Origin of the sequence: Arcticibacter eurypsychrophilus (genome assembly GCF_001730525.1) — a bacterium.
Lineage (GTDB): Bacteria > Bacteroidota > Bacteroidia > Sphingobacteriales > Sphingobacteriaceae > Arcticibacter > Arcticibacter eurypsychrophilus.
Genome location: NZ_MDFN01000020.1, coordinates 22,235 through 36,348, shown reverse-complemented (window position 1 = coordinate 36,348; position 14,114 = coordinate 22,235). Strand labels below are relative to the sequence as shown.

Here is a 14,114-nt window from a genome sequence, read left to right as displayed (position 1 = left end):
TTAAAATGCTTTTTAAGAATACAACTCTTCTTCTTCAACCGGATGCTCACCACTTAAAGCTTCATCAACCAGGATTCTTCCGCAATGCTCACATACGATAATTTTCTTATGCTGACGGATATCCAACTGACGTTGAGGAGGGATCTGGTTGAAACAACCTGAACATGAATCACGTTGAATGGTTACTACCGCTAAACCATTCTTAGCGTTTCCGCGCAGACGTTTGTAAGCAGTTAATAATCTTGCATCAATGGTTAATTCAGCTTCATCGGCAACAACGGTAAGTTCTTGCTCTTCTTTCTGCGTTTCAGATTTGATGTTTTCCAGTTCTGAATTTTTAACTTCAAGGTCCTTTTTACGTTCTTCAAGATCAAAAAGTGCTTTATCATACACCTGGGTCTTGTTGGATATTTCAAAGGTAAATTCCTTTATTTTTTTCTCACTAACCTGTACATCAAGTCCCTGGATCTCTATTTCTTTAGAAATAGCGTCATACTCACGATTGTTTTTTACTTCGTTTAGCTGACTTTCGTATCTCTTGGTATTAGCAAGAGCATCTTTAATCATGTTTTTCCGGGAGATGATAGAATCTTCCAGATCATCAAGATCAGCTTTGATTTTTTGTATACGCGTTTCAAGACCGGCAACTTCATCTTCAAGATCAGAAACTTCCATAGGAAGTTCACCTCTTACTTGTCTGATCTTATCAATCTTTGTGTGAATTGTTTGCAGTTCGTATAAAGCCTTAAGCTTCTGTTCTACGGTTTGTTCCATTAAAATATGTATTTTATGGGGTTTGTGTCTATTGATGTTAAATGGATTGCAAAGTTAGGAAATTTTTTCTGAATATTTTCAAATAACAATTCCTGTGTAAATTGCTCTGTTTCAAAATGTCCCACGTCTGAAATGACAATTTTACCTTCGGCGTCAAAAAACTCATGATATTTAAAATCTGCAGTAACGAATACATCCGCTCCGGCAGCAATTGCAGCCGGCAAAAGAAAGCTTCCAGTACCTCCACAAACAGCAACCCTTTGCACATTTTTACCTCTTAGCGCAGTATGACGAATTACTTTTGCATTCAGGGTTCCTTTTACAAAGCGAAGAAATTCCATTTCGTTTATCGGTTTGTCGAGTGTTCCGATCATTCCTGCTCCGGCTTGCTGATAGGAATTGCTTAAAGGATACAAATCGTAAGCAACCTCTTCGTAAGGATGGGCTTGTAATAAAGCGATCAATATGTTGCGTTCCAGGAATTCAGGGTAAATGATTTCGATGCGCAGTTCATCTTCCCGGTGCAATTCGCCTCTTTCTCCGACAAAAGGGTTTGCATTTTCTGATGCTTTGAATGTGCCGGTGCCTGGTGTACTGAAGCTGCAGTCGGAATAATTTCCTATTGAGCCTGCTCCTGCCTGAAGAATGGCTGCCCGTACCTGGTCTGCCTGTTGAATGGGGCAGAAGGTGACGAGTTTTTTAAGGGTATTTTTTCGTGGGGATAGAATGCGGTACTGTTTGATACCTAATTTGGCACAAATTTTAGCATTGACACCTTCTAATACGTGATCCAGATTGGTATGAATGGCATATAGGGCAATATCAAACTTGATCGCTTTCATCACCGCACGCTCTACATAATTTTTTTTATTGAATTTTTTTAAGCCTTTGAACACGATGGGGTGGTGGGATATAACGAAGTTGCATCCTTTTGCAATAGCTTCGTCAATAACGGCTTCGGTGCAATCCAATGAAATCATCGCAGCAGTAATCGTTGCATCGGGTTCGCCAACGATCAATCCGGAGTTATCATAATCCTCCTGCAAGGACAGGGGGGCTAATGTTTCAAGAAAAGTGGTTAACTCAATTATTTTCATTTGGCTTTTTTTCATCATTCTCCAAAATATTTTTATACCAGCTGATCTTGGACCAATAGGTTATAAAAAGGATGATTTGTATGATGCCGATGACCTCAATAACGATGGATAAATTCTCTGGTATTGCTTTCGTCGCATTGATCAATTCTTCGGGTGTTTTAGCTGATAACCTGATCATAATGGAAGGGATGACTGATATTACAGATATAATGGCATATAGGATTCCCTGCATAAACGTGGGTTTACCCGATACGTCAAAGTCTCTGGCTTCCATTTCCTTTTTTATAGATAGGCTTAATTTAGTAGCTACAACAAAATTCCAGATCCAATTGAAACCAGGAATAAGTAAGAGCCAAATCATTTTGGGTTGAATGGATCTGTTTTCCTCCGCAATATGATCAAGAACTTTTGTAATGGAGTAACAAAAAAAACCTGTGATGAGCAGGCTGACTAAAGCGGCTATGATTATTGGAGCCATGTTTTTGATTTATCGATATATAAGGGGGCAAAAGTACACAAATTAAACAGATTGGATTGCTAACGGTTTGCCTATTAACCTTTATACGTCATGTTCACCATTTGAGCACATTCGAAAGCTACTGTCCGGTTAAAATCATTAGCCATACTTTTATAATTGATCAAATCGACAATGGTTCCTATGAAACACAATCCTGCGGTAAAGAAATATAAGATTCCCATTCCAATTTGCCGGGTTATAAATCGCTGAACACCTGCCAATCCAATAAACCCAAGGAGGGTAAAGATGAGGAGATTGTCGGCGCTCTGACGTTTTCCAGAGTAAAACATGACAAATCGCTGCGCCTTTTCTTCATCCATATCTTTAATAATTTCTAGTAAAAACTGGTATTCTTCGGGAGTTATACCATTTATTCCGTAAAGCATGTTTTGAATGTTCATAATCTTGATTTAGGGTGGTAATATACTTTTATTTTCGTTCCCAACGAAGAAATACGTGAGATTAAAATAAGAAGACCCGGTATCCCAAACCAATGGTAATGAAATGATTGTGAAAGATTTCCATGTAGAATGGAAGCTATGGATCGACCTAAACCGCAACCGGGACACCATGTTAGTCCCAGATTCGCTAAAGGGCACAATGAAAAGTGAGGATGCTCTACGAGATTAAGTACCGCAAGCAAGCCAAGAGCAGTAACCCAAGCTGTTATTTCAAAAAGATGACCGTAAGGTTTCAATTTATAATGTTTGTTGTTTATTCATGAGCATCAACGACACAGCTAAGGTAAACAAAACACCAACAACTCCTGCTCCTCCAATTCTTCCCATGATATCGGTTCCGAGTTGCGGCGCGACAAACTGTACGTAAACGGTCATGCAAAATGAAGCAATAATACCGCCAACAAGCATGATTTTGAATCCTTCAAAAATGCCTTCAAAAAATTCCAGTCTTCCCCCATTGTAGTTGTCGCGGAAATTTTTAATACCTAAATACAGCCCTAAAAATGGAATGATAACCGATACGTATTCGAGCCAGGAGATCTTATCGGATATTTCCGTTTGCTGCCCATAAACTCCTATGACATGCAGCAAAAAGATCCATGATCCACTGAGGAGACCTATAATGATGCCGTATTTGATTGCATTTTTCATAAAAAATAAATTGTTTAATAGATATATTGTTGGGTTTAACAGTTGTGTGTCAATAATTGTTCCTTATGCTTAACAGATTTTCTTTTAATTGCACTTTTAAAATTTAAAATATTTTAGAGACTGATTGGTTTTGGGAAGAAACAAGGGGTAGTTCAATCGATTTGTGGAAGAACAATAATGACGATTAATAGCAGATTTAAGTAAAATAGACTGTTTATAAAGAAGATTCAGGAAGATTTGGGTTGTGAATCGTACTTCCTATAGGTCCTTTCTATATTTGTTCATCCAAGGATTTACGCTTTTCGCTTTACTGAAATAATAGGTGTATTGTCTTCTCTTTGTTATAAAAACGATGGGTTTGAGGTATTCAACCATCGTTTTATCGTATAAAAACTTGATAATGTATATTTGTAACTGATTCGACAAAGTGAACGTAAGGAATATTTTAGATCAATATAAAAAAGATTCAAGAGTTGAAAGTCTAGCTTTGACCTTAAACTCAGCTAAAAACCAGAGAGTCCATTTAAAAGGGCTCATCGGTTCAAGCGATGCCATGGTTGCTACTGCCTGCTATTTTATTCAGCATACCAACATGCTGTTTATCCTTCCAGACCGGGATGAAGCGGCTTATTTTCAGAGTGATCTGGAAAGTTTATTGGAAAAGGAAATTCTTGTTTTTCCTTCTTCCTACCGCAAGCCTTTTGAATTTACGCAACCTGATAGTGGCAATGTTTTGCAACGTGCAGAGGTTTTAAACGAGCTGATCCACGCAACTGAATACGGAAAATTGATTGTGACGTATCCGGAGGCTTTAGCTGAACGGGTAATTAACCGTGAGTCGCTGGAGAAGAATACGCTGGAAATTGCAGTATCACATAAGTTAAGCATTGATTTTATTAATGAATTTCTGATTGAATACGACTTTAACCGGGTTGATTTTGTGTATGAACCGGGACAGTTTTCTATCCGTGGGGGCATTGTAGACATTTTTTCCTTTTCGCATGATCTGCCTTACCGACTGGAGTTCTTTGGCGATTTTATTGAAAGTATCCGCACCTTCCAGATAGAAAGTCAGCTTTCGGAAGAGCGTATTAAGAGCATTACGATCGTTCCGAATGTACAGTCTAAGTTTTTAACGGATCATAATATTTCGCTGCTGGAATATATTGATCCGAACACGTCCATCTGGTTTAAGGACGTCCAGTTTACGCTTGACATATTAAAATCAGGCTATAAAAAGGCGGGGGATCTTTGGAAAGGGCTTACAGCCGCTGATAAACAGGCTAATCAGGAATGGATTGATCCTAAGTTTAATTTTACAGAGGAGAAGTTATTAGCCGATCAGCTGAAGGATTTTTCGGTCATCGAATTTGGTAAACAGTTCTTTTATCATGCCAATAAGGTGATTGAATTTGATACCAAACCTCAGCCTTCTTTTAATAAAGATTTCAATCTGCTGATTCATAATTTCAAACAGAATGAGTCTGTGAAATTGACCAACTGTATCTTTACAGACTCAGCCAAACAGGTAGAACGGTTGTATACCATCTTCAACGACATTGATAAAACAGTAACTTTTACGCCCATTAATGTGTCGCTGAGGGAAGGATTCATTGATTACGAGCAAAAGATAGCCTGTTATACTGATCATCAAATCTTCGACCGGTATTATAAATACAAACTTAAAAAGGGATATACCAAGTCGCAAGCTATTACGCTGAAAGACCTGAAGGACTTAAAATCAGGCGATTTTATCACCCATATTGATCATGGAATAGGAAAATATGCCGGTCTGGAGAAGGTAGAGGTTAATGGAAAAACGCAAGAGATGATTCGCCTGGTTTATGCCGACAATGACCTCTTATACGTCAACATCAACTCGTTAAACCGCATTTCGAAGTATTCAGGCAAAGAGGGAACACAGCCTCGCATGCATAAACTGGGTACGGATACCTGGGATAAGTTAAAGAAGACCACTAAAAAAAAAGTTAAGGACATTGCCCGTGACCTGATCCAGTTATATGCAAGGAGAAAGGCACAAAATGGTACCGCTTTTCCACCTGACACCTATTTGCAAACGGAACTGGAAGCTTCCTTTATATATGAAGATACACCGGATCAGGAGAAAGCAACAGCAGATGTGAAGCGTGATATGGAATCGCCGCATCCGATGGATCGGTTGATTTGTGGGGATGTTGGGTTTGGAAAGACGGAAATAGCAATTCGTGCAGCTTTTAAAGCAGTTTCAGATAGTAAACAGGTTGCGATTTTGGTGCCGACTACTATTCTTGCCCATCAGCATTTCAAGACTTTTACAGCTCGTTTGGCTGATTTCCCCTGTAATATAGATTATATCAACCGGTTTAAATCTTCGAAACAGATTAAGGAATCGTTAGTGCGGCTTACGGAAGGAAAGATTGATATCCTGATTGGTACGCACAGACTAGTGAGTAAGGATGTTCAGTTTAAGGATCTGGGATTATTGGTGATTGACGAAGAGCAGAAGTTTGGCGTAGGGGTAAAAGAGAAGCTGAAGCAACTCAGGGCCAATGTAGATACGCTTACGCTTACGGCTACACCTATTCCACGAACCTTGCATTTTTCTCTTATGGGAGCTCGTGATCTTTCGATTATTGCAACTCCGCCGCCTAACAGGCAGCCGGTAGTGACAGAGCTGCATATCTTTAACGAGCCTTTAATAAAAGAGTCGGTAGAATTTGAGCTGGAACGACACGGACAGGTATTTTTTATTCATAACCGGGTGAATGACCTTCCTCAACTGGGCGGTTTAATCAAACGACTGGTACCGACGGCACGGATAGGGATTGCGCATGGACAGCTTCTGGGGGATGCGCTGGAGGATGTGATGCTGAAATTTATTAATGGTGAATTTGATGTTTTGGTAGCTACCACCATTATTGAAGCCGGACTGGATATACCGAATGCGAATACGATCTTAATTAACCATGCGCACATGTTTGGGTTAAGTGATTTACACCAGATGCGTGGCAGGGTAGGGCGTTCGAATAAAAAGGCGTTCTGTTATCTGCTGAGTCCTCCTCTATCTACACTTACTTCGGAAGCCAGGAAGCGGCTTAGTGCGATTGAAGAGTTCTCTGACCTGGGCAGTGGATTCAATGTAGCGATGCGGGATCTGGACATCAGGGGAAGTGGAAACTTGCTGGGAGCGGAACAGAGTGGTTTTATTGCTGAAATAGGCTTTGAAATGTACCATAAGATCCTGGATGAAGCCATAGCAGAGCTGAAGGATGATGAGTTTAAGGAGTTGTTTAAGGATGAAAAGCCCAGGCCTACGATATCCTTTACGCATATTGATACGGATCTGGAAGTGCTGATTCCAGATAGCTATGTGACCAATATTACGGAACGGTATAATTTATATACGGATATTTCTAAACTGGAAACGGATGAGCAGCTGCAAGAGTTTGAACAGAAACTGACGGATCGGTTTGGTCCTGTTCCCCGTCAGGTTAAAGAACTGTTAAAGACTTTAAAGCTGCAATGGCTTGGTAAAGAAATAGGGTTTGAGAAAGTTTCTTTAAAGAAAAATTTGCTTAAAGGGTATTTTATTCCCAATCAGCAATCTCCTTATTTTGAAAGTGCACCGTTTAATAATGTACTGCAGTTTGTAAAGGTTAATTCAAGGAAATGTAACCTGAAAGAGGTTAAAAAGACCCTGCGGATCGCTGTAGAGGACGTAAATAACCTGGATGATGCAATAGAAATATTAGAACAGATGTACTTTGGTTAAGGGTTCAGTTAAGCGTTAATTGGTTAATTGAAAGGTAAGCGGAAACACACAAAACGTACGTACAGGGTTGTTATTCAGCATTCCAGGTTTCCAGTTTGCTGAACTTTGGAGAATTCGTAAGGCTTCTTCATCGCAACCGCCACCAATACCTTGCTTTACTCTGATATCGTTTAGAGAGCCGTCTTTTTCTACGATGAAACTCAGGTAAACCTTACCTTGTATTTCGTTTTGTCGGGCTTGGGCCGGGTATTTTATATTTGAACTGACGTATTTGGTAAACTCTTTTTGTCCGCCATTGAATTCAGGAGCCACATCGACTTGTCCCATATCATACACCTTTGTATCCGCAGTTCCTTCGACATTGATATCTAAATTAAAGTCTTCTCCTGGGGGAGTAGAGATTGTGTCGGGAGTTAATTGTAAGACAGACTCATTTTTAGTTTCAATTACATTCAGGGATTCTATTTTACCTTCTTCGTCTATTCGGATTTCATATTTAAGATCTCCGGAGTATTGCTGCCTGTTTGAGGAGCGATAATACTTTTCTCTGGTCCAGTAAGTTGCTGTAATTTTATCATCCGCACGGATAAAATCTAATGAAGAAACAACCCAGGTGCGGCTAAAATTATGCATATCAGACAAGCGCTTCCAATAAATCTCTTTTAACCGTTCCTGATTCAGGTTATGATAGTTATAAAAAGTCTCTGTGATATCGGCAAAGTAGCTGGGAGGATCGAAATAGCCTCTGCGCTGATCATTATAAAATGCTTCTATAAATTTGACTAAAGAGCTCCTTACTTCGTCATCGCTCATATTGGAGTTCTTATCGAGTAATGAACTGTTATCCACTACCGCTATGGGAGTTTTTTCCTTTGTAAAAAAGCTCCATGGATCTTCAGAAAAAAGAGTCAGGTATCCCATTATCAAGATGATAACGGCAAGTATAGACCCCATAATCCATAAAGACTTGTCTTTCCTTACTGGTTGTATTTCGGAATCTTCTTCGTTGTCTAAAGGTGTGTTATCCATCTGAAACTTAAAATGTAAAAACTGTTAAATAAACATATACAAGTGGGGCTGCTATAAACAGGCCATCAAAGCGGTCTAAGACCCCTCCATGTCCGGGAAGTAACGTTCCTGAATCTTTTACATCGAAACTGCGCTTCAGCATGGATTCGCATAAATCACCGTATGTTCCTCCTATGACAATGATTAAAGATATCATGGCCCAATGTATATAAGAGATCTCTTTAAATTGTGTACTCAATATAAATGCGGCCAGTAAGCTTACCAACATCCCTCCGAAGAACCCTTCCCAAGTCTTTTTGGGAGAGTGTTTTTCAAATAATTTGTTTTTGCCTAAACTTCTTCCGAATAGATAGGCACCGGTATCGCTCGACCATAAAAGTATCAAAAATCCTAAAGAATAGTGAAAATTATAAGATCCGTCGGCAAATCCAATACCTGCGTAAAAGCAAAAAGGAAGGATCGTGAGGATTACACCAAGAAAGGTTAAACCTATATTTTGATAGGGCACCTTGCTTTTACTATAAAGCTCTGAAATAAAGATGAGCACTGCTATTGGAATGGCTATGATGAGCCTGTTTTTCTCGTCGTAATGATTGAGATGAAGTAAAACCGGAATGAAAATACTCAGGGCAAGAAGGGCACCAGTAATGCGTTGGGGTTTCAAGGTATCCGTTTTTACCAGTTTGTAAAATTCATCCAGACATAAGAGACTGAGCAGAATAAAGAAAACAGCAAATATTTTTTCCCCTAATAGTACAGCTGCAAGCATGACTAACACAAAGAAAAAGCCTGTTATTGCTCTGGTTTTCATAATTCGTTCGTGGTAATAATTTCTAAAGCCTTATTTTCATTGACTTCCTGTACGTATACTTCCACATAGCCTAATACTTTATATGGAGATCCTTGTTTGTCCAGAATCACCGCATTTATCTCATTATCAATTAAAACCTGTCTGACTAGCTCTGATTTAAAAAAATCAGTTGAGGTATATATTTTTACCCATCCTTTAATCATAATTTAATTTTTTCTTTTGAAATTTTATAGAATACTCCGCAGATCAGCAAAGCGAATAGTATGCTGCCTGCAGCTGTAAAGATAGAGGTATCCGGGTTATCCAGGCTATCTAACGGTTTTCCCTTCAACTGTAAGACATAGGCACCAATTACTGCCATGGCATTATTAATAAAATGTGCCAGCACAGCCAGCCAGATACTTCCACTCCACAAGAAAAGATAGCCAAATAAAGCGCCTAAGAACATGCGGGGAAAAAAGCCAAGAAATTGTACGTGTATGGCGCTAAAAAGGATCGCGGTAATCCAGATGCCAGCATGTTGATTCCTGGTAATACGGGTGAAAATATTTTGAAAGCATCCACGAAAAAGAAACTCTTCCCCTATTGCAGGGATAACCGCCAGTATGAGTAAATTAATCAGCAGGTCAACTGGTGATTTCATGATCAGTATTTGCTTGGTAAGCTCACTAAGCTCCTTTTCTTTGTTGCGCATCCAATCTTCTACTCCTTGTAAAAAGGAGGGGAGATGCATCATCTGATTGATCATAATGACCCATTCAATGAATGGGGACACGATAAACATAATAATCGCGGTAAGGAGGATCAATTTGCCTGAAAGAGGGGTATTAAGGCGTAAGTAATCAATGCTTTCTTTTTTTTCGTAGTAATATAAGGCGATGGGCGGCAACACAAAGGTTCCTATTGACACCCAGGCCTGCATGAATAAGATTATATTTTTAGAGCCCTCTGCACCTAAAACAAAGTGAATGGAGCCTGTAAATAGATATAATATACCAATAGCCATAGCAGAAAACAGGGCGTAACCGAGTACTATAAACAGGACAAGATAAAAGAGTGATGTTAAAGGATGACGATTGACTGACCCGTATTCAGGCATGATAGCAATAATTTCGTATTTTTGTAAATAATAAAAATATCGCAAAGATAATCGTATTGAGCAAAGATGCCCGTTAAAATTGGAAATATTGATTTAGGTGCATTCCCTCTTCTGCTTGCGCCCATGGAAGATGTGAGTGATCCGCCATTTCGCTACGTATGTAAGCAAAATGGGGCAGATTTGATGTATACCGAATTTATCTCTTCGGAGGGCTTAATTCGTGATGCTGCCAAGAGCTTGCAAAAGCTTGATATTTTTGAATATGAGCGCCCTATAGGCATTCAAATATTTGGGAGTAATATAGAATCCATGAGGGAGGCTACGGCGATTGCGACAAAGGCTGGTCCTGATCTTATCGATATCAACTATGGTTGTCCGGTTAAAAATGTAGCTTGTCGTGGTGCAGGAGCTAGTTTACTGCAGGATATTGATCGAATGGTTGCCATGACTAAAGCGGTAGTGGAGTCTACGCATTTACCTGTAACCGTTAAAACCCGTCTGGGTTGGGATGATAATACCAAAAACGTATTTGAAGTTGCAGAACGTTTACAGGATGTAGGCATTAAAGCCTTAACTATTCATGGGCGCACACGTGCTCAGATGTATAAAGGCAGTGCAGATTGGTCTATGATTCGCGACATCAAAAGAAATCCTTTTATTGAAATTCCTATTTTTGGTAACGGAGACGTTGATTCGGTAGAAAAAGCGGCAAACTGGAGAATGGAATATGAAGTGGATGGTATCATGATCGGCCGTGCAGCTATTGGATATCCCTGGATATTCCGTGAGATTAAACACTTTTTTGCTACTGGTGAGCATCTTGCAGGTCCTACTATAGCTGAAAGGATTGAAAACTGCCTGACTCATCTTCAGAAATCCATTGAGTGGAAGGGTGAAAAGACAGGCATTTTTGAAATGAGAAGGCACTACTCCAATTACTTCAAAGGCCTTCACGATTTTAAGGAATTTAGGATGAGAATGGTTACATCAGATTCTCAGAATACGATAATTGAAGTTTTAGAAGAAGTAAAAGAAAAATACGAGACAGAGATGGCTTGATATTTGAACTCTTAAATTAAATATATATGCTTATGGTCACGCAAACTACTCAAGGAGTTAAGATATCAGTAGAAACCACTTTTCAACCTGAGTACTCAAATCCTGAAAATGATCATTATATGTTTGTTTATAAAATAAATATAGAAAATTTGACTGATTACAGTCTTCAGCTACTTAGCCGTCATTGGTTTATTTTTGATTCAAACGGATCGCACAGGGAAGTTGATGGAGAAGGAGTGGTAGGTCTACAACCGGTAATTGAACCAGGTTCTTCTCATGAATATGTATCGGGATGTAATTTAAAAACTGAAATCGGCAGTATGAAAGGATTCTATTCGATGAAACGTTTGGCTGATGAAGACGTATTTGAGGTTGAAATTCCTTCATTTCAGCTTATATCTCCTTATAAATTAAACTAAAAGTTTTGTACGCTTTTAAGTAATGCATATTCATGTGGAGTCATTTTTGATGTAACTAGCTTTTAATTTATACCTCTATAGCTACCAAACAAGCTGCACTTATCATATATTTCATTCTTATATCATAAAAAAAGAGGCAGCCATTCATTTGGTTGCCTCTTTTTTTATGACTGATTACTTAGTCTCTTCTACCGCCACCGAACAACATCATGGCCAGGTAAAGTAACTGTGCTACCGAACCTAAAGCAGCCACTACATAAGTCATAGCAGCCCACCACAAGGCGTCCTTTGCTTGAGTGTGTTCTACGCTTGATTGCATAATTCCTTTATTTGAATCTAACCATGCCAGGGCACGGTTACTGGCATCAAACTCAACAGGTAAGGTGACAACACTAAATAGTGTGACCACAATCATGGCACCGAAAGCAATAAGTAAAAGCGTATAGCCAAAACTTGATGCATACATGATTAAACCCAGCATAAAGACATATTGCAGCAGGTTGGAAGAAATATTAACTACCGGAACCATTGCTGAACGAAACTGCAACCAGGAATAAGCTTTAGCATGTTGTACAGCATGTCCGCATTCATGCGCTGCCACCGCAGCGGCTGCAATGCTTTTTCCACTATAAACGGAAGGACTCAGATTAACGGTACGATCTGATGGATTATAATGATCGGATAAGTTGCCTTCTGCTGATACTATCCTTACATCGTAAATACCATTATCATTCAACATTTTCTCCGCAATGTCACGACCTGTAAGACCTGATGATAAAGGCGTCTCCGAATACTTCTTAAATTTGTTTTTAAATCGTGCCTGAACAATAAAACTCGCTATTGCTATGACTATAATTAAAATAATTCCCATTTCTACTTCTATTTATACGTAAGTTATTACAAAAAGTGTTCCTATTATAATTTATATCCTATATTTTACAATGTACCTGTTTTGCTTATAGATAGTACTTTTATACCTGACATAAGTGCATAATATTAGTACCTTTATGATAAATATATTAGCAAATGGAATTTATTTATCTGATAATACTATTAATTTTATCTATACTATTTAACCTTTACTTTTGGTCAAAATTACAATCAGAGCGTAGCGAAACACGTTCAAAACAGGTATTAACTGAGGCTATGGGCATCAACTTAGCACGTGCTGAAGAGCGGGCTGTAAACATTAATGCAGAAAAGGAAGCGGTTACCCTGATATTACGGCATGAGCAGGAAAGGCTTTTTGATGAGTTACAGACAGAAAGACAGAAATTTATAACTATTACTCAATCCTATGAAAGCAGTCGCAGTTATTTAAAGGCTCAACAAGAAAAAATTGCGGAACAAAAGGAAGAAATGGATCGCAATCAAGATAAGTTCAATAAAGATTTTGAATTAATAGCAAGTAAAATTCTGGAAGAAAAAACACTCAAGTTTACAGAGGTCAATAGGTTTAACCTGGATAATTTATTAAATCCATTGAAGGAAAATATTAAGCTCTTTGAACAAAAAGTAGATAAAGTTTATAAGGCAGAATCAGACGAACGGAACGTGCTAAAAGGAGAGATCTCTAAATTAATGGATTTGAATAAACAGATTTCAGAGGAGGCACACAACCTGACCAAAGCTTTAAAAGCAGACACAAAGAAACAGGGAAATTGGGGAGAGGTCATTCTGGATCGGATATTAGAGGCTTCAGGACTTATTTTAGGCGAAAGTTACAGCAAGCAAACTAGTTTTACAGATGAAGATGGTAATCGGCTTCAGCCAGATGTGGTCGTTAATCTGCCTGATAATAAACATCTGATTATTGATTCTAAGGTGTCTCTTATTGCTTATGAGCGATTGGTTAACTGTGAAGAAGAATCAGATCGTCTGACTTATCTAAATGATCACATCAATTCAATAAAGGGGCACATTAAGAATTTGTGCAGTAAAAATTACTGTGATTTATATGGCATTAATTCACCAGATTTTGTATTGCTTTTTATTCCCATTGAATCTTCATTTGCTGTAGCGATCAAACATGATATAGAGTTATTTGAGTACGCCTGGAGTAGAAGAGTGGTCATTGTTACGCCATCAACCTTACTCGCTACGCTTAAAACTATATCTTCGGTATGGAAACAAGAGCAGCAAACCAGAAATGCTATTGACATTGCAACAAAGGCCGGTGCTTTATATGATAAATTCGTTGGTTTTATTACTGATCTTAAAAAGATAGGGGAGAAGATTGATGGCGCCAAGGACGCCTATTCGGATGCATTTGGTAAATTATCCTCTGGTAATGGTAATTTGATTGGCAAAGTAGAAAATTTAAGAAAACTGGGTGCTAAATCATCAAAGAAAATTGATTCAAAATATCTGATTGAAGAGAAATAATGCTCTTTATCAGATATTTAGGACATTAAAGTATATCCTA

General features: G+C 38.6%; 15 protein-coding genes. 4 read left to right on the top strand and 11 right to left on the bottom strand.

Annotation, left to right across the window (positions count from 1 at the left end; genetic code table 11):
- Positions 1-12: 12 nt before the first annotated feature.
- The 6 genes from BFL47_RS12095 to BFL47_RS12075 form a co-directional block, all read right to left on the bottom strand.
- Positions 13-774: a zinc ribbon domain-containing protein gene (locus BFL47_RS12095; RefSeq protein ID WP_069660060.1), complete on the bottom strand. Its 762-nt coding sequence runs from the start codon at positions 772-774 to the stop codon at positions 13-15.
- The gene (locus BFL47_RS12090; RefSeq protein ID WP_069660102.1) at positions 774-1,871 is read right to left on the bottom strand and encodes a Nif3-like dinuclear metal center hexameric protein; all 1,098 of its coding nucleotides are present in this window, start codon (positions 1,869-1,871) and stop codon (positions 774-776) included. Before BFL47_RS12090 ends, BFL47_RS12095 begins: the two co-directional genes overlap by 1 nt.
- On the bottom strand, positions 1,858-2,349 hold the full coding sequence (locus BFL47_RS12085) for a hypothetical protein (protein ID WP_069660059.1): 492 nt from the start codon (positions 2,347-2,349) through the stop codon (positions 1,858-1,860). Before BFL47_RS12085 ends, BFL47_RS12090 begins: the two co-directional genes overlap by 14 nt.
- Before the next feature lie 74 nt (positions 2,350-2,423).
- Positions 2,424-2,789, bottom strand: coding sequence for an NINE protein (locus BFL47_RS12080; protein WP_069660058.1), 366 nt, complete (start codon positions 2,787-2,789; stop codon positions 2,424-2,426).
- Entirely contained in the window at positions 2,786-2,989 is a 204-nt protein-coding gene (locus BFL47_RS19305; RefSeq protein ID WP_245681362.1) for a DUF2752 domain-containing protein, read from the bottom strand. Before BFL47_RS19305 ends, BFL47_RS12080 begins: the two co-directional genes overlap by 4 nt.
- 97 nt (positions 2,990-3,086) lie before the next feature.
- Complete coding sequence (locus BFL47_RS12075) at positions 3,087-3,500, bottom strand: DUF4199 domain-containing protein (RefSeq protein WP_069660057.1); 414 nt, start codon at positions 3,498-3,500, stop codon at positions 3,087-3,089.
- Between the two features lie 427 nt (positions 3,501-3,927).
- Here BFL47_RS12075 and mfd point away from each other — a divergent pair, with 427 nt between their 5' ends.
- On the top strand, positions 3,928-7,272 hold the full coding sequence (mfd, locus tag BFL47_RS12070; protein WP_069660056.1) for a transcription-repair coupling factor: 3,345 nt from the start codon (positions 3,928-3,930) through the stop codon (positions 7,270-7,272).
- Between the two features lie 15 nt (positions 7,273-7,287).
- Here mfd and BFL47_RS12065 read toward each other — a convergent pair whose 3' ends face one another.
- From BFL47_RS12065 to BFL47_RS12050, 4 genes are read right to left on the bottom strand one after another with little or no spacing between them, the layout of a single operon-like run.
- Positions 7,288-8,301, bottom strand: a complete 1,014-nt coding sequence (locus BFL47_RS12065; RefSeq protein WP_069660055.1) for an energy transducer TonB — start codon at positions 8,299-8,301, stop codon at positions 7,288-7,290.
- A gap of 7 nt (positions 8,302-8,308) precedes the next feature.
- Positions 8,309-9,112 (bottom strand): phosphatidate cytidylyltransferase, encoded by an 804-nt coding sequence (locus BFL47_RS12060; RefSeq protein ID WP_069660054.1) that lies wholly within the window; start codon positions 9,110-9,112, stop codon positions 8,309-8,311.
- Positions 9,109-9,315 (bottom strand): putative signal transducing protein, encoded by a 207-nt coding sequence (locus tag BFL47_RS12055; protein ID WP_069660053.1) that lies wholly within the window; start codon positions 9,313-9,315, stop codon positions 9,109-9,111. The genes BFL47_RS12060 and BFL47_RS12055 overlap by 4 nt, the downstream gene beginning before the upstream one ends.
- Positions 9,312-10,211: a CPBP family intramembrane glutamic endopeptidase gene (locus tag BFL47_RS12050; protein ID WP_069660052.1), complete on the bottom strand. Its 900-nt coding sequence runs from the start codon at positions 10,209-10,211 to the stop codon at positions 9,312-9,314. Before BFL47_RS12050 ends, BFL47_RS12055 begins: the two co-directional genes overlap by 4 nt.
- 66 nt (positions 10,212-10,277) lie before the next feature.
- On the opposite strand from BFL47_RS12050, the gene dusB reads away from it, so the two are divergent.
- Together dusB and apaG are read left to right on the top strand one after the other, a co-directional pair.
- On the top strand, positions 10,278-11,270 hold the full coding sequence (gene dusB / locus BFL47_RS12045; RefSeq protein ID WP_069660051.1) for a tRNA dihydrouridine synthase DusB: 993 nt from the start codon (positions 10,278-10,280) through the stop codon (positions 11,268-11,270).
- Positions 11,271-11,302: 32 nt separating this feature from the next.
- Positions 11,303-11,689, top strand: coding sequence for a Co2+/Mg2+ efflux protein ApaG (gene apaG, locus BFL47_RS12040; protein ID WP_016194172.1), 387 nt, complete (start codon positions 11,303-11,305; stop codon positions 11,687-11,689).
- 178 nt (positions 11,690-11,867) lie between these two features.
- On the opposite strand, the gene BFL47_RS12035 is transcribed toward apaG, so the two are convergent.
- On the bottom strand, positions 11,868-12,560 hold the full coding sequence (locus BFL47_RS12035; RefSeq protein WP_069660050.1) for a zinc metallopeptidase: 693 nt from the start codon (positions 12,558-12,560) through the stop codon (positions 11,868-11,870).
- A gap of 155 nt (positions 12,561-12,715) precedes the next feature.
- On the opposite strand from BFL47_RS12035, the gene BFL47_RS12030 reads away from it, so the two are divergent.
- Positions 12,716-14,074: a DNA recombination protein RmuC gene (locus BFL47_RS12030; protein ID WP_069660049.1), complete on the top strand. Its 1,359-nt coding sequence runs from the start codon at positions 12,716-12,718 to the stop codon at positions 14,072-14,074.
- Positions 14,075-14,114: the final 40 nt, after the last annotated feature.

Coding starts and splice junctions, on each gene's coding strand:
- BFL47_RS12095 (WP_069660060.1), bottom strand. CDS start 774: ATGGAACAAACCGTAGAACAGAAGCTTAAGGCTTTATACGAACTGCAA.
- BFL47_RS12090 (WP_069660102.1), bottom strand. CDS start 1,871: ATGAAAATAATTGAGTTAACCACTTTTCTTGAAACATTAGCCCCCCTG.
- BFL47_RS12085 (WP_069660059.1), bottom strand. CDS start 2,349: ATGGCTCCAATAATCATAGCCGCTTTAGTCAGCCTGCTCATCACAGGT.
- BFL47_RS12080 (WP_069660058.1), bottom strand. CDS start 2,789: ATGAACATTCAAAACATGCTTTACGGAATAAATGGTATAACTCCCGAA.
- BFL47_RS12075 (WP_069660057.1), bottom strand. CDS start 3,500: ATGAAAAATGCAATCAAATACGGCATCATTATAGGTCTCCTCAGTGGA.
- BFL47_RS12065 (WP_069660055.1), bottom strand. CDS start 8,301: ATGGATAACACACCTTTAGACAACGAAGAAGATTCCGAAATACAACCA.
- BFL47_RS12060 (WP_069660054.1), bottom strand. CDS start 9,112: ATGAAAACCAGAGCAATAACAGGCTTTTTCTTTGTGTTAGTCATGCTT.
- BFL47_RS12055 (WP_069660053.1), bottom strand. CDS start 9,315: ATGATTAAAGGATGGGTAAAAATATATACCTCAACTGATTTTTTTAAA.
- BFL47_RS12050 (WP_069660052.1), bottom strand. CDS start 10,211: ATGCCTGAATACGGGTCAGTCAATCGTCATCCTTTAACATCACTCTTT.
- dusB (WP_069660051.1), top strand. CDS start 10,278: ATGCCCGTTAAAATTGGAAATATTGATTTAGGTGCATTCCCTCTTCTG.
- apaG (WP_016194172.1), top strand. CDS start 11,303: ATGGTCACGCAAACTACTCAAGGAGTTAAGATATCAGTAGAAACCACT.
- BFL47_RS12035 (WP_069660050.1), bottom strand. CDS start 12,560: ATGGGAATTATTTTAATTATAGTCATAGCAATAGCGAGTTTTATTGTT.
- BFL47_RS12030 (WP_069660049.1), top strand. CDS start 12,716: ATGGAATTTATTTATCTGATAATACTATTAATTTTATCTATACTATTT.